The sequence below is a fragment of the Enterobacter sp. E1 genome (genome assembly GCF_016809815.1).
Lineage (GTDB): Bacteria > Pseudomonadota > Gammaproteobacteria > Enterobacterales > Enterobacteriaceae > Enterobacter > Enterobacter adelaidei.
Genome location: NZ_JAFBJM010000007.1, coordinates 39,211 through 60,651, shown reverse-complemented (window position 1 = coordinate 60,651; position 21,441 = coordinate 39,211). Strand labels below are relative to the sequence as shown.

Annotated in this window: 21 protein-coding genes; 6 read left to right on the top strand and 15 right to left on the bottom strand. The window is 54.2% G+C overall.

Going from position 1 to position 21,441, the window contains the following annotated elements:
• Positions 1-27: 27 nt before the first annotated feature.
• Genes JGF26_RS17120 through ulaA form a run of 6 tightly spaced genes read right to left on the bottom strand, consistent with a single transcriptional unit; the run spans position 28 to position 4,435 of the window.
• A complete protein-coding gene (locus JGF26_RS17120; protein ID WP_028016456.1) occupies positions 28-714 on the bottom strand; it encodes an L-ribulose-5-phosphate 4-epimerase in 687 nt (228 codons plus the stop codon).
• A complete protein-coding gene (locus JGF26_RS17115) occupies positions 707-1,567 on the bottom strand; it encodes an L-ribulose-5-phosphate 3-epimerase (RefSeq protein ID WP_028016455.1) in 861 nt (286 codons plus the stop codon). The genes JGF26_RS17120 and JGF26_RS17115 overlap by 8 nt, the downstream gene beginning before the upstream one ends.
• A 9-nt stretch (positions 1,568-1,576) precedes the next feature.
• Positions 1,577-2,227, bottom strand: coding sequence for a 3-keto-L-gulonate-6-phosphate decarboxylase UlaD (ulaD, locus tag JGF26_RS17110; protein ID WP_023345304.1), 651 nt, complete (start codon positions 2,225-2,227; stop codon positions 1,577-1,579).
• Positions 2,228-2,239: 12 nt separating this feature from the next.
• Positions 2,240-2,707 carry a PTS ascorbate transporter subunit IIA gene (gene ulaC, locus JGF26_RS17105; RefSeq protein WP_028016454.1) on the bottom strand — a complete coding sequence of 156 codons (468 nt, stop codon included), beginning with the start codon at positions 2,705-2,707 and terminating at the stop codon, positions 2,240-2,242.
• A gap of 9 nt (positions 2,708-2,716) precedes the next feature.
• Positions 2,717-3,022 carry a PTS ascorbate transporter subunit IIB gene (gene ulaB, locus JGF26_RS17100; RefSeq protein ID WP_000218355.1) on the bottom strand — a complete coding sequence of 102 codons (306 nt, stop codon included), beginning with the start codon at positions 3,020-3,022 and terminating at the stop codon, positions 2,717-2,719.
• 12 nt (positions 3,023-3,034) lie between these two features.
• Positions 3,035-4,435 carry a PTS ascorbate transporter subunit IIC gene (gene ulaA / locus JGF26_RS17095; RefSeq protein ID WP_028016453.1) on the bottom strand — a complete coding sequence of 467 codons (1,401 nt, stop codon included), beginning with the start codon at positions 4,433-4,435 and terminating at the stop codon, positions 3,035-3,037.
• 358 nt (positions 4,436-4,793) lie between these two features.
• On the opposite strand from ulaA, the gene ulaG reads away from it, so the two are divergent.
• Positions 4,794-5,858, top strand: coding sequence for an L-ascorbate 6-phosphate lactonase (gene ulaG, locus JGF26_RS17090; RefSeq protein WP_028016452.1), 1,065 nt, complete (start codon positions 4,794-4,796; stop codon positions 5,856-5,858).
• 109 nt (positions 5,859-5,967) lie between these two features.
• A complete protein-coding gene (ulaR, locus tag JGF26_RS17085) occupies positions 5,968-6,723 on the top strand; it encodes an HTH-type transcriptional regulator UlaR (RefSeq protein WP_028016451.1) in 756 nt (251 codons plus the stop codon).
• Here the strand turns inward: ulaR and yjfP are convergent.
• Positions 6,720-7,442, bottom strand: coding sequence for an esterase (gene yjfP / locus JGF26_RS17080; RefSeq protein ID WP_028016450.1), 723 nt, complete (start codon positions 7,440-7,442; stop codon positions 6,720-6,722). The two genes, ulaR and yjfP, sit on opposite strands and share 4 nt — an antisense overlap.
• Before the next feature lie 137 nt (positions 7,443-7,579).
• Between yjfP and bsmA the strand changes: the two genes are divergently transcribed.
• From bsmA to JGF26_RS17065, 3 genes are all read left to right on the top strand, one after another.
• Positions 7,580-7,909, top strand: coding sequence for a biofilm peroxide resistance protein BsmA (bsmA, locus tag JGF26_RS17075; RefSeq protein WP_028016449.1), 330 nt, complete (start codon positions 7,580-7,582; stop codon positions 7,907-7,909).
• 148 nt (positions 7,910-8,057) lie between these two features.
• Entirely contained in the window at positions 8,058-8,333 is a 276-nt protein-coding gene (gene yjfN / locus JGF26_RS17070) for a DUF1471 family protease activator YjfN (RefSeq protein WP_028016448.1), read from the top strand.
• Positions 8,334-8,503: 170 nt separating this feature from the next.
• Entirely contained in the window at positions 8,504-10,435 is a 1,932-nt protein-coding gene (locus JGF26_RS17065; RefSeq protein ID WP_128348294.1) for a methyl-accepting chemotaxis protein, read from the top strand.
• Here the strand turns inward: JGF26_RS17065 and JGF26_RS17060 are convergent.
• Positions 10,432-12,054 carry an isovaleryl-CoA dehydrogenase gene (locus JGF26_RS17060; protein WP_134708441.1) on the bottom strand — a complete coding sequence of 541 codons (1,623 nt, stop codon included), beginning with the start codon at positions 12,052-12,054 and terminating at the stop codon, positions 10,432-10,434. The two genes, JGF26_RS17065 and JGF26_RS17060, sit on opposite strands and share 4 nt — an antisense overlap.
• A gap of 201 nt (positions 12,055-12,255) precedes the next feature.
• On the opposite strand from JGF26_RS17060, the gene JGF26_RS17055 reads away from it, so the two are divergent.
• Positions 12,256-13,530, top strand: a complete 1,275-nt coding sequence (locus JGF26_RS17055) for an MFS transporter (protein WP_028016445.1) — start codon at positions 12,256-12,258, stop codon at positions 13,528-13,530.
• A 41-nt stretch (positions 13,531-13,571) separates the two neighbouring features.
• Here JGF26_RS17055 and rlmB read toward each other — a convergent pair whose 3' ends face one another.
• The 7 genes from rlmB to hflK all read right to left on the bottom strand — a co-directional run bounded on the left by rlmB (position 13,572) and on the right by hflK (position 21,413).
• Entirely contained in the window at positions 13,572-14,303 is a 732-nt protein-coding gene (gene rlmB / locus JGF26_RS17050) for a 23S rRNA (guanosine(2251)-2'-O)-methyltransferase RlmB (protein ID WP_028016444.1), read from the bottom strand.
• Between the two features lie 69 nt (positions 14,304-14,372).
• Positions 14,373-16,814, bottom strand: a complete 2,442-nt coding sequence (gene rnr, locus JGF26_RS17045) for a ribonuclease R (protein WP_028016443.1) — start codon at positions 16,812-16,814, stop codon at positions 14,373-14,375.
• Between the two features lie 38 nt (positions 16,815-16,852).
• Positions 16,853-17,278, bottom strand: a complete 426-nt coding sequence (gene nsrR, locus JGF26_RS17040; RefSeq protein WP_023293453.1) for a nitric oxide-sensing transcriptional repressor NsrR — start codon at positions 17,276-17,278, stop codon at positions 16,853-16,855.
• Between the two features lie 193 nt (positions 17,279-17,471).
• Entirely contained in the window at positions 17,472-18,770 is a 1,299-nt protein-coding gene (locus tag JGF26_RS17035) for an adenylosuccinate synthase (RefSeq protein WP_024907332.1), read from the bottom strand.
• A gap of 104 nt (positions 18,771-18,874) precedes the next feature.
• The gene (locus tag JGF26_RS17030) at positions 18,875-19,072 is read right to left on the bottom strand and encodes a DUF2065 domain-containing protein (protein WP_010427497.1); all 198 of its coding nucleotides are present in this window, start codon (positions 19,070-19,072) and stop codon (positions 18,875-18,877) included.
• A gap of 71 nt (positions 19,073-19,143) precedes the next feature.
• Entirely contained in the window at positions 19,144-20,148 is a 1,005-nt protein-coding gene (gene hflC, locus JGF26_RS17025) for a protease modulator HflC (RefSeq protein WP_028016442.1), read from the bottom strand.
• 2 nt (positions 20,149-20,150) lie between these two features.
• Positions 20,151-21,413, bottom strand: a complete 1,263-nt coding sequence (hflK, locus tag JGF26_RS17020) for an FtsH protease activity modulator HflK (protein WP_028016441.1) — start codon at positions 21,411-21,413, stop codon at positions 20,151-20,153.
• Between the last annotated feature and the right edge of the window lie 28 nt (positions 21,414-21,441).

The following is a 21,441-nucleotide window of genomic DNA, read 5'->3' as shown; positions in this document are numbered from 1 at the left end:
TGTTTTTTGGTATTCCAGAGCACTTATTCACTTTTGCCCGTAATATGCGTTTGGGCCGTGCTTACGCTTGAAGTGCTTGTCCATCAGGTAATCATCAATGCCCTGAAGCTGTGGGTTAATGTCGCGGGCAATCCACGCCATTCGTGCCACCTCCTCCATGACCACCGCATTATGGACAGCGTCGTGGGCATCTTTACCCCACGAGAACGGACCGTGCTGGTACACCACAATGCCCGGTGTATGCAGCGGCTCACTGTCTCCCAAGGTCTCAATAATCACCTTACCGGTGTTGAGTTCGTACTCACCTTCCACTTCATCCTGCGTAAGTGCCCGTGTACAGGGGATGTCGCCAAAGAAGTAATCTGCATGCGTAGTTCCCAGAGCGGGTATTGCCAGACCCGCCTGTGCCCAGGCCGTAGCATGCGTTGAGTGCGTATGCACAACACCACCCAGTGAAGGATAACGCCGGTAAAGCGCCAGGTGAGTGGCCGTATCGGAAGAAGGTCGCCATTTGCCATCGACAACATTTCCTTCGAGATCCACGAGCACCATATCGTCCACTTTCATGGTTTCATACGCCACACCGCTCGGCTTAATCGCGATCACCCCTCGATCGCGATCGATAGCACTGACGTTACCCCAGGTGAAGGTCACCAGGCCGTAACGCGGCAGATCCATATTGGCCTCAAAGACCTGCTGTTTGAGCTTAAGCATGTTCAGCCTCCAGCATACCCGCCCGCGCCATTCGCTCACGCACCCAGTCGCGCGCTTTCGCCACTTCCGCGGCCGGGTCATCCGACGTTTCACTCCACATCTCAATCAGGTAAGGCCCGCAATACCCTGTCTGCTTGAGCGTCTGGAAGCACCGTTCGAAATCCACCACCCCGGTGCCGAACGGAACATTTTTGAACACACCAGGCCGCGTATCTTTGACGTGAACCGCCACGATATGACCTATACCTGCCTGCAGTTCCATCTGCACGTCATTATCCCATGCCGACAAGTTGCCAATATCAGGATAGAGCTGGAACCACGGATTATTCAGATAGTGCGCGTAGCCCAGCGCTTTGCTGATCGAGTTCATTAACGGATAATCCATGATCTCCATCGCCAGCGTCACCTGCGCACGGCTTGCCATCTCGACGCTCTCTTTCAGGCCGTCACGGAAACGACGGCGCGTTTCATCGTTGGCTTCCTGATAGTAAACGTCATAACCCGCCAGTTGGATCACCCGGATGCCGACGTCCTGAGCAAAGCGAATGGCTTTCCGCATGATCTCCAGACCCTGAGCACGCACGGCATCATCTTCACTCCCAAGCGGGAACCGCCGATGGGCACTGAGACACATGGAGGGCACGCGCACACCCGTTTCAGCGATAGCGCCCACCAGCGCCAGGCGTTGTTCACGGCTCCAGTCGAGGCGAGAGAGGCGATCGTCTGTCTCATCCACTGACATTTCGACAAAATCGAAACCCAGCTCTTTTGCCAACCGTAACCGCGCCAGCCAGCACTCCCCCGCGGGGAGTGCCTTTTCATAGATGCCAAGCGGGACTTGTTTTGACAACATACCCGCTCCTTAGCCCCAAAGCTGAGCGATGGAGCGTTTGAACTGACGCGCCGCTTCTACCGGGGAGGCAGCATCGCGGATGCTACGACCCGCAATGAAGACGTGAATTGGAATACCCTTGAATAACGGCAGATCTTCCAGCGCCAGGCCGCCCGTAACGGTCACTTTAAAGCCCATATCAGCCAGACGTTTAATCGCACTTATATCTGCGTCACCCCACGCCACGCCTGCAGCCTGTGCATCACGGCTACGGTGGTAAACCACCTGCTGAATGCCCGCGTCGCGCCACTCCTGCGCCTGCTCCCAGGTCCAGAAGCCGGTCAGTTCAATCTGCACGTCGCCGTTAAACTCTTTTGCCACGTCCAGCGCGCCTTTGGCGGTGTTGATATCCGCACAGCAGATCACGGTGACCCAGTCGGCGTTAGCTTCAAAACACATACGAGAGAGAATTTTGCCTGCGTCCGCAATCTTGGCATCCGCCAGCACGATTTTGTGCGGATAGAGCGCCTTCAGGTCGCGAACGGCACGGACACCTTCGCCCACGCACAAAATGGTTCCAACTTCGATGATGTCCACTTCTTCTGCAATCAGACGGGTCGTTTCGTAAGCGTGGGACAGCGTCTGGTTATCCAGCGCAACCTGCAACATTGGTAATGACATGTTCAATTCCTCTTAAACTGCCGCCGCAGTGGCGATATCAATTAAATCCAGCACTTCCTGCTCGGTGCGGCAGGCACGTAAACGGTCGAAATTGGCCTCGTCATCAAACAGATTCACGATCTGCATGATGCCCACCTCCTGGTGGGTATTGGCATCAACAGCGGCCATGGTGATAAGAATGTCTACCGGGTCGTTATCTTCATGGTTAAACACCAACGGCGTTTTCAGCGTCACCAGGGCAAAGCCGGTTTTCTTCACCCCCTCTTCCGGCCGGCCATGCGGCATGGCCAGGCCCGGTGCAATGACAAAGTAAGGGCCGTGCTGAGCAACGCCATCCAGAATGGCCTGGTAATAACGTGGCTCGACAACATCAGCTTTAACCAGTAAATCCACGCTCAGCTTCACCGCTTCCTGCCAGGTGCTGGCCTCAGCCTGTAAAAGAATGGAATTATTCTCTGCCAGAGAATCACGTAGTTTCATGTGGCGTCCTTACTTCACGTCTTGTGGGAAGTGCTCTTTAATCACTTCCAGCAGTTTTGGTCCGAAATCCGCAGGCGACAGCATGTTGCGCACGCCCACCACATATTTGTTGCCCGTCACGGTGATTTCACCAGCGATGTGGGTAGAGGCGATGATGATGTCCGCGCCGTTCAGTTCACTTTTGTATTCACCCACTGCGCAGCTATTCACCGTGTGGTCGATGTTTGACTGGGTTAAAAACTGGTCCACTTTCATCTTCATGATCATGGAGCTACCTTGCCCATTGCCACACACAGCCAGGATACGTACGGTCATAATCGAAACTCCTTAATGAGCAGACACTTCTGCTGTTTGTTTTTCCGCATCTTCTTCAGCGCGCAGAGCGCGGCCCGCGAAGAACATATAAGCCAGAGCAATCAGAATGATGACGGCCATAAAGACCAGTCCGACGGATGCAAAGCCCTGCATCATTGGTGGCGCCAGAATTGACCAGTCCGCCATGCCCATCCAGGCGCTCATGCCGGTGAGCTTGACCGCCCACACACAACCGAAAATTTCCACCATGCCCATCACCAGGCAGATCTTGAGCGCCGCGCGCCAGCCGCCAAAGTGGTTTGCAAAGACGCCGATGGTGGCGTTGGAGAAGAACATCGGGATAAAACCAGGGATAATCAGGATTGAGGAGCCGCAGCCTACCAGGATGCCCACCGCAATCAGCTGGCCGATAGTGCCCCACATAAAGCCCCAGACCACCGCGTTCGGTGCGAAGCTGTAGATAGCCGCACAGTCAATCGCCAGTACTGCGCCAGGAATCAGGCGCTGGGAAATCCCGTTGAAGGCTTCAGACAGCTCGGCAACGAACATACGCACGCCCTGAGTGATGATGAAAATTGCCACTGCGAAGGAGAAGCCGGTCTGCAGGATATAGACCGTCCAGTGGGTTTTCCCTGCCATCGCCTGCACTACATCAATGCCGAAGGAGAGCAGAATGGCGCCGAAGAAGAGAGTCATCACAATCGCCGTAGAAACGATGTTGTCGTGGAAGATATTCAGCCAGCCAGGCAGCTTGAGGTCTTCAACGCTCTCTTCTTTTTTACCCAGGTACGGTGCAACTTTGTAAGCAATCCAGGAGGCAAACTGCTGCTGATGGCCGATGGAAAAACCGCAACCATCAGTCACTTCCTGTGTTGGCTTGTACATCATGTTGGAGGTGATACCCCAGTAGAGCGATACCAGCACTGCGGTGCAGATAATCGTGGTCCACATTGGGTAGCCGAAAATATAGAGAGAAACCGCAATGAGCCCCGCCTGCTGGAACATGATGTGTCCCGTCAGCATGATGGTGCGAATGCCTGTAATGCGGCGCAGAAGAACATAAATAATGTTCAGCGCCAGTGCGAGCAGCACCGCATAACCGACCCAACTATAGGCATCACCCATGCGATCGATAGTGGCCATCATTGATGCATATGTGTCAGAGATCGCACCATTGATGCCATACACTTCCGACATTTTGGCCACGACAGGCTTAAACGTGCTGGTCAGAATGCCTGACCCTGCCTGCAACAGCATGAAACCAATGATGGTCTTAATCGTGCCTTTAATAATAACGCTGACGCTCTTGCGCAGCAGGATATAGCCCAGGCACGTCACGATACCCAGCAGCAGCGGGGCGTTAGTCATTACCTGATTAAAGAACACGGTAAAGACGTTGTAGAGGATCTCCATAACTCTCTCCAGAAATGAGAACACGAGGGGCAATCCCTGTGTGGTTGGTGCCATCACTCTAGTAATCACAAATAATCACCACAAGATTGAATTTGATTATTTGTGACGTATCACGCAAATTATTTCCATGCTGTGAGTAATGATTTTCACCGCCCTCTGAGATAAATAATTTAATCTTTATAATTCATGTAATTAATAATTAATAAGAGATAGTCTAACAAGGTAAAAGCGGATAATCCGTGAAGTCGAACAGATAAAATTCCTCATTTTTACCGTTGCAAAGTACGTCAAATGGTGCCAGCATTAATCACAACAAATCACATTGTGATTACTTTTGATTAAAACCAGGAGTCAAACGATGAGTAAAGTAAACACCATCACCCGCGAATCATGGATTCTGAGCACCTTTCCGGAATGGGGTAGTTGGCTGAACGAAGAGATCGAGCAGGAACGGGTTGCTCCCGGTACCTTTGCAATGTGGTGGCTGGGTTGTACCGGTATCTGGTTGAAATCAGAAGGTGGTGCGAACATTTGCGTCGATTTCTGGTGCGGTACGGGCAAACAGAGCCACGGCAACCCGTTGATGAAAAAAGGCCATCAGATGCAGCGTATGGCGGGTGTGGAAAAACTGCAGCCAAACCTGCGTACGACACCTTTTGTGCTTGATCCATTTGCTATTCGGCAGATCGATGCTGTTCTCTCAACGCACGATCACAACGACCATATCGACGTAAATGTAGCGGCAGCGGTCATGCAAAACTGTGCCGATGACGTCCCGTTTATCGGACCGCAGACCTGCGTGGATCTCTGGATTGGCTGGGGTGTACCGAAAGAGCGCTGCATTGTCATGAAGCCGGGCGATGTGGTGAAAATTAAAGACATTGAAATCCACGCGCTTGATGCCTTTGACCGTACCGCATTGATTACTCTGCCTGCCGATCAGAAAGCCGCTGGGGTACTACCAGATGGCATGGACGAGCGCGCGGTTAACTATCTGTTTAAAACCCCTGGCGGCTCTCTGTACCACAGCGGTGACTCTCACTACTCCAACTACTATGCGAAGCACGGTAATGAACATCAGATTGACGTGGCGCTGGGCTCCTACGGCGAGAACCCACGAGGCATCACTGACAAGATGACCAGCGCTGATATGCTGCGCATGGCGGAAGCATTGAACACCAAAGTGGTGATCCCGTTCCACCATGATATCTGGTCCAATTTCCAGGCCGACCCACAGGAAATCCGCGTACTGTGGGAGATGAAAAAAGATCGTCTGAAATATGGCTTCAAGCCATTCATCTGGCAGGTTGGAGGCAAGTTCACCTGGCCACTGGACAAAGACAATCTCGAGTATCACTACCCGCGTGGCTTTGATGATTGCTTCACCATCGAACCCGACCTGCCGTTCAAGTCCTTCCTCTGATTGTGAAGCCAAATCGCCAGACTTCTGTCTGGCGATTCCATAATTATTTTAGTAATTTCATGCTATTTCAAATATCATCTTTTCAAATCAATTCTTATCGGAATAGCTCATGACGGAAGCGCAACGGCATCAAATTCTCCTGGAACTCCTGGCGCAAACAGGTTTCATCACCGTCGAGAAAGTCATCGAGCATTTAGGGATTTCCCCGGCGACAGCACGGCGGGATATCAACAAGCTGGATGAGAGCGGGAAACTGAAAAAAGTCCGCAACGGCGCAGAAGCGATCAGCCAACAACGCCCACGCTGGACGCCAATGAACATTCATCAGGCACAAAATCATGATGAAAAAGTGCGTATTGCCAGAGCCGCATCGCAGCTGGTGAATCCCGGCGAGAGCGTGGTCATCAACTGCGGCTCCACGGCGTTTCTTCTGGGCCGGGAGATGTGCGGAAAACCGGTACAAATCATCACCAACTACTTACCGCTCGCCAACTATCTCATCGACCAGGAGCATGAGAGCGTGGTGATCATGGGCGGGCAGTACAACAAAAGCCAGTCCATCACCCTTAGCCCTCAGGACAGCGAAAACAGTCTCTATGCCGGGCACTGGATGTTTACCAGCGGCAAAGGCCTGACGGCAGATGGCCTGTATAAAACCGATATGCTGACCGCGATGGCGGAGCAAAACATGCTTAACGTTGTGGGCAAGCTCGTTGTGCTGGTCGACAGCAGCAAAGTGGGCGAGCGCGCAGGGATGTTATTCAGCCGCGCCGAACAGATCGACATGGTGATCACCGGCAAAGGGGCCAACCCAGAGATCCTCCAGAAACTGGAGGATCAGGGCGTCAAAGTCCTGCGCGTTTAAAAATGCTGGCGGAAGAATGCCACCGTGGCGTCCAGTGCCGTGGGCGTGATGCGGTGGCGGACGCCCGCTTCCCACAGGCAGGTCAGGTTGCTATCCAGTCCCTCGCGCTGCAACGACTGTTGAAGACGGAAGGTTCCATCGGGTGGGACCACATCATCCGCGTCACCATGCCACAGCAACAGGGGACGATCGGCCAGACGCGGCAATGCCCGGGTCACTTCCCACTCTGCCAGCGTCGCGGTCATTTCCGTTAAATCCTGAGGGGGAAAAAGCGTCTTCGCCAGTGAGGTAAAATAGCCCGAGCCCATCAGGCAGGCGACGGATTTCACCTCTGGGTGATGCGTCATAATCCCCAGCGCCGTCATGCCCCCCATTGACGCCCCGGCCACGGCCAGACGATCATCAGCCACCAGCCCTGCCTCATAGAGCGCATCACGCAACCCGGCAAACTCGGTCAGACTGCCGTGCAGAATGTGCCAGAACTGTCCAAGCCGCGCCTGTTCATTACCCGTAAAGCGTGCGCCGTGGTCAGGTGCATCCGGCATTACCACTCGAAAGCCGGCCTGAGCCAGCGCCACCGCAAAATAACTGTAAACCAGCTTCGAAGACGTAAACCCATGATAAAAAACGATAACAGGCAGCGGCACATCACGTTTTCCCGCTGGTATCGCGTGTAAAATTTCATGGCCGCCGAGATGGCGTATTTCAATTTCAATCATTGTCGACCCTGTCCGAATGTATGATTCATAATGTTGAGAACTGGGTTACGCTTTCACGTCATTTTCATTCGAAATATACGTCCCAGATAACACTTCGGGAACATTCCCCCAAAACTAAATTCACAGACAACTACACTATGGCTATCAGGAAACGAGATATGGTTATGCGCAGGTTTGCTGCTTTATTGCTGGTGTCTCTGCTCAGTGGCTGTAACGCACTGCAGGGAACGCCGCAGCCCGCTCCGCCGGTCGCCGATCATCCACAGGAGATTCGTCGTAATCAGACGGAAGGATTACAGCGAATGGGCACGGTCTCCGCGCTGGTTCGCGGCTCTCCGGATGACGCTGAAGAGGCAATAAAAGCACAAGCCGTCGCCGCCAAAGCAGATTATTACGTCATCATTATGATCGATGAAACCATCATAACGGGACAGTGGTACTCACAGGCAATTTTGTACCATAAGTAATGGTCTTCCTTTGAACGACATTTACACTGCTTTGCGTCCATAGACATTTTCCTGTCCACAATAAACTCCATGCCCGCGACAATGGAAGTGAGTTTATTTGCGAAGGATTGCCCGGCGGATACCGGAAATATGTGAAATGGAGCTGACGATGAAACGAACTCTTGCTTTGACCTCTCTGTTGCTCTCAGCTGGCCTTGTGAGCACAACCGCACAGTCAGCAGAATTCGCCAGTGCTGATTGTGTAACGGGTCTGAATGAAATAGGCCAGATCTCCGTGAATAATATTTCAGGGAGCCCGCAAGACGTTGAACGTGTAGTTGCATTGAAGGCCGATGAGCAGGGCGCTTCCTGGTATCGAATCATCCAGATGCAGGAAGATAACCATGTTGATCATTGGCGCGTACAGGCCATTCTTTATGTTTAACCCCTCCCAATAAAAGCCACTTACTTTTAGTGGCTTTTCGTTTTTGCAAATTTTTCCCCTCGCAACAAACATATTAAAAACAATTAAATAACACTTTGTTACATTAAAGGGATAAACGTCATCCCCGCTCTGCCGTTGAAGAACCATACCTTTTCAATGATGAGCAATTTATGATCAATTTTTTTCGCCGTGCAGGACTTGGTACGAAGCTGTCACTGCTTACGGGTGTCAGTGTCGCCATACTGTTTTTGCTTTTCACTTTTCTGCTCAGCCAAAAAGCCAGCCAGCAGCTTGAAGAGCTTGCGGTCGAGGATCTGCATAACCAGTCCACTGGCATGGTCGATATGGTGCAGATGTTTAACACCAGCCTGAGTGAAGAGGTCGAGAGTTATACCCGCCTGTTTTCCACCTTTTTACCGCAGCCTCTGAATATTGATCGTTCCCAACCCCAGACGATAAACGGGCTTAGCGTTCCGCTTCTGAAAGGCGGAGAAACCGGGCTGCATGAAAATAACACCCTTTCGGACGAGTTCCTGAATCGTACGGGAGCGATCTCAACGTTGTTTGTACGCAGCGGTAACGACTTTGTTCGCGTGGCCACTTCCCTGCGCAAAGAGAATGGCGAGCGTGCAATGGGTACTGTTCTGGATGTCTCCAGCCCGGCCTTCGCTGCCGTAAGCAAAGGCGAAGTCTACCGTGGACTGGCGCTGCTGTTTGGCAAGCGTTACATCACCCAGTACCAGCCCGTTAAAAACGCCGAAGGACAGATCATTGCGATCGTCTTTGTCGGCGTGGACATCACCCGCTCCTGGAACGTCATGCGCGAGAAAATCCTCAACCGCCGCCTGGGTGAGAGCGGCCACTTCTTTGTGCTGGATCGCAGCAACGGCAAAACGCACGGCCAGTATCTGTTCCATTCCAGCGAGGAGGGCCAGTTCCCGAAATGGGACAGTGCAACACAACAGCAGCTGCTGAGTGACAAATCCGGCACACTGGAACGCATCACTGAAGATGGCAGCACGGTGAAAATGGCCTATACCCCGCTGCCCGGCTGGAACTGGACCATCGTCGGCGAAGTGGATAAATCCGTACTGCTCTCAAGCGTGACCACTCTGCGTGACCGTTTCCTGCTGGCTGGTGTGGTGTTGTCTGTACTCTTCGCGGGCCTCTTTGTGATGATTATTCGTCGGATGCTTACCCAACCGCTGAGAAATGTGATTCATCTGGCTCGTCAGTATGCTGCGGGCGATCTGCGTTCCAGCCTTCCCGTAACGCGCCAGGATGAGGTTGGTCAGTTGGTTGATGCCATCAATGGTATCGGTGGCGGACTGCAAAAAATGGTTCTGCAGGTTCGTGAAGCGGCAGGTGAAATCCATATGGGGACAAACGCCCTGGCCTCCGATACCGGCGAGATTTCCGAGCAGATCAACAAACAGGCCAGCAGCGTGGAAGAGACCTCCGCCAGCATGGAGCAACTGGCCGCAACCGTACAGCAAAACGCGGCCAATATGGAGCAAACACAGCAGTTGGTAAGTGAAACCTCGCTCGCGGTACATCAGGGTGGCGAGACGGTAACCCATGCGGTTGCCACCATGGATGACATCCGGGAAGCGTCAAAACGCATCGAAGACATCACGCGCGTGATTGAGTCAATCGCTTTCCAGACCAATATCCTGGCGCTCAATGCGGCAGTAGAGGCGGCTCGTGCTGGTGAACACGGAAAAGGTTTTGCGGTGGTCGCGCAGGAAGTTCGCGCTCTGGCTGGACGTAGCGCTAACGCAGTGAAGGAGATTGAACAGCTGATTGGCGATACGCTCAGGAAAGTCAGTGAAGGACACGCGCTGTCCGAACAGACGCGTCTGGCGATGGACTCCATCATTCTTCATATTGATAACATCAGCCAGCTGGTCATGGAGATTAACCACGCGTCACGCGAGCAATCCGCAGGAATCGGTCAGGTTAATCTTGCTATGACCCATATTGGCGAAGCATCACACATCAACGCCGATCGCGTCTCACGCAGCGAACAAACGGCACAAACGCTGCGCGAGAAGGGTTCACACCTCACCCAACTGGTGAGCTTGTTCCAGCTGAAAAACTAGCCAACCCTGCCGGTGGCACGCAGCAGCAGGTCACTTTGCACCTGCTCGTTCATCAGCGTCCCACCGCGGGTATCAAGCATCATGCGGCACCACGCCTGCGCCACGGGTGGCGATGCGTGCCGCAGCATTTGGCTCCCGGCCCCCAGTAAGAAAAGCTGCTGCGCGATCTCCCGCCCCTGTGCCTCCTGAGGTTTACGCAGTTTTTGCTGTAGTTGCCGCCAGCTACGATCGAAGTGTCTGTCCTGCCCTTTCACCTGCGCAAAATCGTCGGCCAGCAGGTCGAAGACACCGGGCTGCTTAGTCAGTACGCGCAACACATCCAGGCACATAATATTGCCCGATCCTTCCCAGATGCTGTTTACCGGCATCTCGCGGTAGAGTCGTGGCAGTTCGCTCTCCTCGCAGTAGCCCATACCGCCGAGGACTTCCATTGCTTCTGCCACAAAGGGGATTCCGGCTTTGCACACGCTAAATTTCGCCGCAGGGGTGAACAACCGAGCCCAGGCGGCTTCTTGCGGATCCGCGCGTTTATCCCACGCCCGCGCCAGACGAAATAACAGTGCAGTTTGCCCCTCCAGCACCAGGGCCATACGGCTCAGCACATCGCGCATCAAGGGTTGATCGATAAGGTTTTTCCCGAACGTCTGCCGCTGATGGGCGTGGTAAAGCGCCACAGATAACGCCCGGCGCATCAGCCCGTGGCTGCCTAGTGCGCAGTCAAAACGCGTCAGCCCGCCCATTCTCAGGATCTGCCGCACGCCTTCGCCCTCTTCCCCAAGCAGCCAGCCGGAGGCATCAAGAAACTCCACCTCGCTGCTGGCGTTGGATCGGTTACCGAGCTTGTCTTTCAGCCGCTCCAGACGCACGGCATTCCGTTGTCCGTCAGGCAAAAAACGGGGAACAAAAAAGCAGGAGAGTCCGCCTTTCGCCTGGGCCAGCACCAGATGCGCATCGCTTTGAGGTACCGAGAAAAACCATTTGTGTCCCACCAGCCGGTAGCTACCATCGCTGCATTTTTCTGCTTTGGTGGTGTTGCTGAGAACGTCGGATCCGCCCTGCTTTTCCGTCATCCCCATGCCGATCAGCAGACCACGCTTTTGCGATCCTGGAGCAAGATGAGGATCGTAGCGATCGCTGAGTAGCGGCGTCAGCCATTCATGAAATATTTTAGGGAGCGTCTGCTGTAGCAAGGGTGTCGCAGCAAAAGTCATGGTTATGGGACAAAGCGTGCCGGCTTCGACCTGCGCATGTAGAACAAACCGTGCGGCTCTGGCGACAAAAGAGCCCTTTCGCGCCTCCTCTTCCCACGCCAGGTTGTGTACACGGTTGGCACAGAGTCCTTGCATCAGCAAGTGCCATGCGGGATGAAAGCGGACATCATCCAGCCGCTCCCCGGTGGCATCATAGCGTAATAGCTCAGGTGGATTCACGTTCGCCAGCCTGCCCAGCTCCAGTGACTCAGCGGTGCCTAACTGCTGCCCGATGCTGGCGAGCAACTCACTATCCCACTCGGCACCCTCCCGGGAAACTGCGTCACGCAGGGCGCAGTCAGAGAGGAAAAGGTTACTGTTTGAGAGTGGGGCTGGTTGATTAAAAACGGTATGGGTCTGCCAGTGCATGCTGTCTCCCTCCTTCAGTGGCTCGGTGGCAATGAAGGTAAGTATGGACAGACCGCATACACGCTGCATGGGAGTGAAGTCACACAGTGGCGATCCTGCTGATATCATTCGTGAAATAGCTCACAGAACATAAGAATAAACTATTTCATCACTTCTCTTTTGTTGAATAATTTATTCTTACCCCCTTCAGTGAGGATCGTTATGCAACCGGATGCGCACAAGCGAGCATTAATTGCAGGCTCCATTGGTAACTTTATCGAGTGGTATGAGTTTGCGGTCTACGGTTTTCTGGCGACCGTTATTGCGAAAAACTTCTTCCAGCTTGAGGGGGAAGCGGGGCTAACCAGCCTGATCCTGACCTACGCCTCGTTTGCCATCGCTTTCTTTTTCCGTCCCCTGGGCGCGGTGGTGTTTGGCCGCATTGGCGACAGGATTGGCCGTAAGCCAACGCTAATCATTGTGCTGGTATTGATGACGCTCGCTACCGCCGCTATCGGCGTGGTGCCGGTCTACGCCAGCATCGGGATTGCCGCACCGCTCATTATTACACTGCTTCGCATCCTGCAGGGGCTGTTCGCGGGCGGCGAGTACGGCGGTGCGGTCTCGCTGATGACGGAGTTTGCCCCGCGCGGCAAGCGCGGCCTGTACGGCGCGTGGCAATCCTTCACCGTGGCGCTGGGATTGCTGGCAGGCGCAGGCATTGTCGCGCTGCTCTCCGCCCTCCTCACCCCTGAAGCTTTGCATGACTGGGGCTGGCGCATTCCGTTCTTCCTGGCGCTGCCCATGGGCGTCGTCGCACTATGGCTTCGGGTAAGCATGGAAGAGACCCCCAGCTTTGTGCAGCAGCAGGACAAACCGGTCACCGCTCGGGCGGATACCGCTGCGACCCTCAGAGCTATCATAATGGGGATTGGCAGGGTGATGGTCTGGTCAGCGGCGGGGTATACCTATCTGGTGATTATGCCAACCTACCTGCAGTCAGCGCTGCACACCGGCTTTAACCAGGCGTTATTAATAGCGGTGATTTCGAATATTGGTTTTGCACTCACCATCATTCCCTCTGGGATCCTGAGCGACCGGATCGGGCGTCGCACGGTGATGATTATCGCCACCACGCTGCTGCTGATCCTCGCCCTGCCACTCCTGAAAATCCTGCAGGCCGAATCCAGTACGCTGGCAGTGAAAGCGCTGGTGGTATTGATTGCAGGTGGTCTGGTGGGAATGCTGGCAGGGCCTGGCCCGGCGATGCTCTCTGAGATGTTCCCGACGCGTGTGCGCTATACCGGGCTTGGGTTGGCTTACTCCCTGTCGAACGCTATTTTTTCAGGCTGCGCAGGGTTGATTATTACCGGGCTGATTAAAGAGACGGGCAATCTGGATATTCCAGCGTACTACGTCATGACGACAGCAGTGGTGAGCATTGCGGCGCTGATGACGCTCAGGAAGGATGACCATTTGCGGTCGTTAGAGGAGTGAGGCTAATGCCCGGTGGCGTTGTGCTTACCGGGCACGAAAGGCTAGCCCCGCTGACGCACCGCTTCAAACAGGCAGATGCCCGTCGCAACAGAAACGTTCAGAGACGACACGCTGCCCGCCATCGGAATGCTGATTAGCTCATCGCAGTGCTCGCGCGTCAGACGACGCATACCTTCACCTTCGGCTCCCATCACCAGCGCCAGACGGCCAGTCATTTTGCTCTGATAGAGGGTATGATCGGCTTCACCGGCGGTACCGACAATCCAGATATTCTCTTCCTGCAGCAGACGCATGGTGCGCGCCAGGTTGGTAACACGGATCAACGGAACGTTCTCTGCCGCGCCGCAGGCCACTTTTTTGGCCGTGGCGTTCAGCTGTGCAGAGCGATCTTTTGGCACGATGACCGCGTGTACACCGGCAGCATCAGCACTACGCAGACATGCACCGAGGTTGTGCGGATCGGTAACGCCATCGAGGATCAGGAAGAATGGGTTATCCAGCTCGGCAATCAGATCCGGCAGATCGTTTTCCTGATACTGACGACCCGGCTTCACGCGGGCAATGATCCCCTGGTGAACCGCGCCGTCACTTTTCTCATCCAGGAACTGGCGGTTTGCCAGTTGGATCACCACACCCTGTGCCTCCAGGGCGTGGATCAGCGGCATCAGACGCTTGTCTTCACGCCCTTTCAGAATGAACACTTCCTGAAAACGCTCCGGTGCGCGCTCCAGCAGGGCTTGCACCGCGTGGATGCCGTAAATCATTTCACTCATTGATGGTTCTCATTATGACGATACTTTTCCCTCTCCCCGATGGGGAGAGGGTCAGGGTAAGGGGCGGAATTACTCCGCCTGCTTTTTCTTCGCCGCGCGCTTCGCTTTGGTAGCGGCGGCAATTTTTTGGGTCTTAGCGGAAGGCTTTTTCGCGGAGCGAGCTTCTTTCTTCGCTGCCTTCGGTTTCTTTTTCTTCTCGCCGCGGAAGGCGCTATCTGGCTCGAAGTTCACTTTCTTACCCGCCTGACGACGTTTGCCGCTGGTATTACCGTTGCCACCCTTTTTCGCCTTCTCACGCGCCGTTTTACCCACATTACGCGGGCCACGCTCGCTGGAGATCAGGCTGAAGTCGATCTTGCGTTCGTCCATATTGACCGCTTCGACCTTCACTTCCACACGATCGCCCAGACGATAGGTCTGACCGCCAGATTCGCCAATGAGACGCTGCCCGACCTGGTCAAAACGGTAGTAGTCGTTATCCAGGCTGGAGACATGCACCAGACCGTCGATAAACAGCTCATCGAGACGAACAAAGAAACCAAAACCGGTCACGCTGGCGATCACACCTTTGAAAACGTTACCGACCTGATCCAGCATAAAGTCGCACTTCAGCCAGTCTGAGACTTCACGGGTCGCTTCATCCGCGCGGCGTTCGGTCATGGAACAATGCTGACCCAGTTGCAGCATCTCTTCCATTGAATAGTGGTAGCCTCCGGTTTCAGTCGTGTTCCCTTTATGGCCCTGCTCCTGCGCCAGCAAATACTTGATTGCACGGTGCAGGGAAAGATCCGGGTATCGACGAATTGGCGACGTAAAGTGCGCGTAGGACTGCAACGCCAGACCGAAGTGCCCACGGTTTTCCGGATCGTAAATCGCCTGCTTCATGGAGCGCAGTAGCATGGTCTGCAGCATTTCTGCATCCGGACGGTCGCCAATGGATTCCAGCAGCTCGGCATAATCACGCGGCTCTGGCTTGTTACCACCAGGCAGCTCCAGACCCAGTTCAGCCAGTACTGAACGGAACGCGGTGATGGCTTCCGTCGACGGTTTATCGTGAATACGGAACAGCGCAGGCTCTTTGGCTTTCTCAACAAAACGTGCCGCCGAGATGTTCGCCAGGATCATACACTCTTCAATCAGCTTGTGCGCGTCGTTACGTTGGGTCTGTTCGATACGTTCAATGCGACGTTCCGCGTTGAAGATAAACTTCGCCTCTTCGCTCTCAAAGGAGATCCCGCCGCGCTCTTCACGAGCCTGATCCAGCGTTTTGTAGAGGTTATGTAGCTCTTCAATGTGCTTCACCAGCGGCGCATATTGTTCGCGCAGATCCTGGTCGCCCTGCAGCATATGCCAGACTTTGGTATAGGTCAGGCGCGCATGTGAGCTCATGACTGCTTCGTAGAATTTGTAACCTGTTAAGCGCCCTTTGGTGGAGATGGTCATCTCACAAACCATACAGAGGCGGTCAACCTGCGGGTTAAGGGAGCACAGGCCGTTAGAGAGCACTTCCGGCAGCATCGGCACAACCTGTGACGGGAAGTAAACCGAGGTACCGCGGTTGCGTGCTTCGTTATCCAGCGGGGTGTGCGGGCGAACATAGTAGCTCACATCCGCGATGGCAACCCACAGGCGCCAGCCGCCACCGCGTTTTTTCTCGCAGTACACCGCATCATCGAAGTCGCGGGCGTCTTCGCCATCAATCGTCACCAGTGGCAGATCGCGGAGGTCCACGCGGCCAGCTTTAGACTCTTCAGGCACTTCTTCACGAAGGCCTTCAATTTGTTCTTCAACCGCTTTCGGCCAGATGTAAGGGATCTCATGGGTACGCAGCGCCATATCAACAGCCATGCCGGTGCCCATGTTATCGCCCAATACTTCCACGATTTTCCCGACCGCTTTAGTGCGACGGGTAGGACGCTGGGTGAGCTCAACCACCACCACAAAGCCCATGCGCGCGCCCATAACCTCTTCAGGTGGGATCAGGATATCAAAACTCAGACGGCTGTCGTCCGGCACCACAAAGCCGACGCCCGCATCGGTAAAGTAGCGGCCAACAATCTGGCTGGTTTTTGGCACCAGCACACGCACCACGCGAGCTTCGCGGCGACCTTTACGGTCAGCGCCCAGCGGCTGGGCCAGGATCTGGTCACCGTGGATACACATTTTCATCTGTTCAGATGAAAGGTACAGATCGTCTTTACGACCTTCCACGCGCAGGAAGCCATAGCCGTCACGGTGACCAATGACGGTTCCTTTCAGCAGATCAAGGCGTTCTGGTAGCGCATAGCACTGACGGCGAGTAAAGACCAGTTGCCCGTCACGCTCCATGGCGCGCAGGCGACGGCGAAGGGCTTCAATTTGCTCTTCACCTTCAATATTTAATTCAACGGCAAGTTCTTCACGATTGGCGGGTTTTTCGCGTTTTGTTAAGTGTTCAATGATGAACTCGCGGCTGGGGATAGGGTTCGCGTATTTTTCGGCTTCGCGTTCCTGGAATGGATCTTGTGACATGTCGGTTCCTCCGTTGTCAGCTCCGGTGGAAATTTTCTTCATTCCACCAGCAATAATTTATAAAGCGGTTGATTCTCTTCAACCAAATCGGCCAGCGTGTAGTTATCCAGTTCCTTGAGAAAACTTTGCACGGCCTTAGAAAGCGCCTTTTTCAGACGGCAGGCGGGCGTAATGTGGCAGAACTCGCTGCTGCAGTTCACCAGAGACAATGGCTCCAGCTCACGTACCACATCGCCAACACGAATACTCTGCGCCGGTTTACCGAGACGGATCCCCCCATTCTTCCCGCGAACGGCAGCAACATATCCGGCACGACTAAGTTGATTGATTATTTTGACCATATGATTACGAGACACGCCGTAGACCTCTGTCACTTCAGAGATACTGGTCATTTTCCCATCGGGTAACGACGCCATGTAGATCAGCGCGCGTAAGCCGTAATCGGTGAAACTTGTTAACTGCACATCAACCTCAGGAAAAAGGGAAATCGCGGACAAACCGCTGAGATATTCATTAATGATGATAAACCAGCCAGATAGTTAGCGGCTAATTTATTTGACTGACGGGGCGAAAAAGCAGAGATCGAGGAGTGGTCGCCGGATGGCGCTACGCTTATCCGGCCTACGGGTCACCCCCGCAGGCCAGCAGTCACGAAGATTATGCGTCGAACGGGTCGCGCAGGATCATCGTTTCAGTACGATCCGGGCCGGTAGAAATAATATCGATCGGCACTTCGGTCAGTTCTTCAATACGCTTGATGTAATCCAGCGCCGCCTGTGGCAGGCCGCTACGCTCTTTCACACCGAAAGTGGTCTCAGACCAGCCCGGCATGGTTTCGTAGATTGGCTCGATGCCTTCCCAGTCGTCAGCCGCCAGCGGAGTGGTGGTCACTTCGCGGCCATCTGGCATACGGTAGCCTACGCAGATTTTCACTTCTTTCAGGCCGTCCAGTACGTCCAGCTTGGTCAGGCAGAAGCCAGACAGGGAGTTGATCTGCACTGCGCGACGCACTGCAACCGCATCCAGCCAGCCGGTACGACGACGACGACCGGTGGTCGCGCCAAACTCGTTACCCTGCTTGCACAGGAACTCGCCGGTTTCATCAAACAGTTCGGTCGGGAATGGACCTGCACCCACGCGAGTGGAGTAAGCTTTGATAATACCCAGAACGTAATCCACGTAACGTGGGCCCAGGCCAGAGCCGGTCGCCACGCCACCCGCGGTGGTGTTAGAAGAGGTTACGTACGGATAGGTACCGTGGTCGATGTCCAGCAGCGTACCCTGCGCACCTTCAAACATGACGAAATCGCCACGCTTGCGCGCCTGGTCCAGCAGATCGGATACATCAACAACCATACCGGTCAGAATGTCAGCAATCGCCATGACGTCATCCAGTACTTTCTGGTAGTCAACAGCGTCAGCTTTGTAGAAGTTCACCAGCTGGAAGTTGTGATATTCCATCACTTCTTTCAGCTTTTCAGCGAAGGTTGCTTTGTCGAAGAGGTCGCCCACGCGCAGACCGCGACGAGCTACTTTGTCTTCGTAAGCCGGGCCGATACCACGGCCGGTGGTACCGATCGCTTTCGCGCCACGCGCTTTCTCACGCGCAACGTCCAGTGCCACGTGATAATCCAGGATCAGCGGGCAAGCTTCGGAGAGCAGCAGACGCTCACGAACAGGGATACCACGGTCTTCCAGACCTTTCATCTCTTTCATCAGCGCAGCAGGAGACAGCACAACGCCGTTACCGATGATGCTGGTGACGTTATCACGAAGAATGCCTGATGGAATAAGATGGAGGACGGTTTTTTCACCGTTGATTACGAGAGTATGGCCTGCGTTGTGACCGCCCTGGTAGCGTACAACATATTTAGCCCGTTCAGTCAGAAGATCAACAATCTTCCCTTTACCTTCGTCACCCCATTGGGTGCCCAGTACGACGACGTTGTTACCCATTTTTTTCAAAATCACCGTTTGCTTAAAAATGGATTCTACCATCGCTTTTTCAGATATACAGCACTTTTTGACCTCAAAATACGCCAAATCCGACCACTTTTTGATCAGCCAATCGTTTTCTTCAACATGTAGTAGATCACGATGCCAGCAACCACAAGACCGCCACCAAAACGACGCAAAATATTATCAGGGAGCTGACTCATCGTCGCAATCATACGACGCCATGCGCGCGGATAAAGCATCGGGCCAAGACCTTCCAGAACTAACACCAGCGCCAGCGCGAGCCAAATGGTTGAATTCATTTTTATTCCTTATAAAAGAAAACCACCGCTCCGTGAAGAGCGGTGGTTTGAATACTCAAACGAGCCTGAGTTTATCGCGTCGCGTTGGTTGGCGTCTTCATATAACGGAAGAAATCGCTGTCCGGGCTGAGGACCATCACATCCTGGTTGCTCTGGAAGCTATTCTCGTAAGCTCGCAGGCTACGGATAAAGGCGTAGAAGTCCGGATCCTGGCTGAAGGCATCTGCAAACAGCTTCGCGGCTTCTGCATCACCTTCACCGCGCAGAATACGTCCCTGACGCTCAGATTCCGCCAGCGTCTTGGTGACTTCGTAGTCCGCTGCCGCGCGCAGCTTCTCAGCCTCTTCCTGACCCTGTGAACGGTGACGACGGGCGACCGCTTCACGCTCGGCGCGCATACGGTTGTAGATCGCCTCGGACACTTCCACAGGAAGGTTGATCTGCTTAATACGCACGTCAACGACTTCAATACCCAGGGCCGCCATACTGTTCGGGTTGATCACCGGCACTTTGCCGTTGGTTTCAGCCTGAACGCGTTCAGCCGCTTTAGCAATCGCATCATCCGCTGCCGGTGTTGAGACTTCGTCTTCGGTGCCTGCGGTACCGGAGTTCAGCGCATCACGCACTTCCAGCGTCAGACGACCACGGGAATCGGTCACGATATCTTTCACATCCAGACGTCCAATCTCAGAACGCAGACGGTCAGAGAACTTACGTTTCAACAGCACTTCAGCCTGAGAAACGTCGCCGCCGCCTGTCGCCAGGAAGTAACGGCTGAAATCACTGATACGCCACTTGATGTAAGAGTCAACGATCAGGTCTTTCTTCTCTTTGGTCACGAAACGGTCAGCCTGGTTATCCATGGTCTGGATACGGGCATCAAGCGTTTTCACCGACTGAATGAACGGCACTTTGAAGTGCAGGCCCGGCTCATAGATCACCGGACGCTTGTCGCTATCACGGACGACGCTGCTGAACTGGAATTTGATCCCTCGTTCACCCTCTTTCACAACGAAAATAGAGGTGTAAAGCACGACCAGTACGATGATGATGATCGCAATAACTGACTTACGCATCCTTATTCCCCCTGACGCTGGTAGTCGTTACGCTGCGCGTTAGCACGGCGTTGGTCCATGATGTCACCATCGTTCGAAGAAGGCGTGGTTGTTGCGCTTGAGCTACTGGACGACGCAGGTGGCAGACGCAGCAGGTTATTGGAACCGCTGGTGTCAGCTTTCGCCGCCGGAGCCGAACCGCCTTTCAGCATCTGGTCCAGTGGCAGTACCATCAGGTTTCCGCCTTTGTTGTCGTTAACCAGTACTTTACGCGTGTGGCTCAGCACTTTTTCCATGGTCTCGATATAGAGACGTTCACGGGTAATTTCCGGAGCCGCTTTATATTCCGGCAGAATTTTCGCGAAACGCGCCACTTCACCCTGTGCTTCCAGGATGGTCTGGGTTTTATATGCGCGAGCTTCTTCAAGAATACGCTGCGCCTGGCCGTTAGCACGTGGCTGCACTTCGTTGGTATACGCTTCCGCTTCACGGATGTACTGCTGTTCGTTTTCACGGGCAGCAATCGCGTCATCAAACGCCGCTTTCACCTCTTCCGGCGGACGAGCAGCCTGGAAGTTGACGTCCAGCAGGGTAATACCCATGTTGTACGGGCGAATGGTCTCTTCCAGCTCACGCTGGGTATCGCTACGAATAACGGTACGACCTTCGGTCAGGATACGATCCATGGTGTATTTACCGATAACACCACGCAGGGCGCTATCAGTCGCCTGGCGCAGACTGTCATCGGCGCTGGTCACGCTAAACAGATAACGTTCAGGATCGGTTACGCGGTACTGCACGTTCATCTCAACGCGCACCACGTTCTCATCAGAGGTCAGCATCACACCAGACGCCGCCAGTTCACGGACGGATTCCACGTTTACCGCGGTAACGTCGTCAATGAAGGTCGGTTTCCAGTTAAGACCTGGCTCCACCAGATGACTGAACTTACCGAAACGGGTGACGACACCGCGTTCCGCTTCTTTAATGGTGTAGAACCCGGTGGCAGCCCAGATGATCACCGCCGCAGCGGCAACAATGCCCACCACGCGGCCACCCATTTGCGGGCGCGGCCCCTGGGTAGAATTTCCACCCGAGCCAGAACCTTTACCTCCGCCAAGGCCACCAAGCTTTTTGCTCAGCTTGCGGAAGATATCATCCAGATCCGGCGGCCCCTGCTCGCGACCACCTTTGTTGCCATTTCCCCCAGAGTTGCCGCCTTGATTATTGCTGCTTCCCCACGGGTCGCGGTCTTGTCCGTTGTTACCGGGCTGATTCCACGCCATGTATATGCTCCATATTTGTTATGCAAGG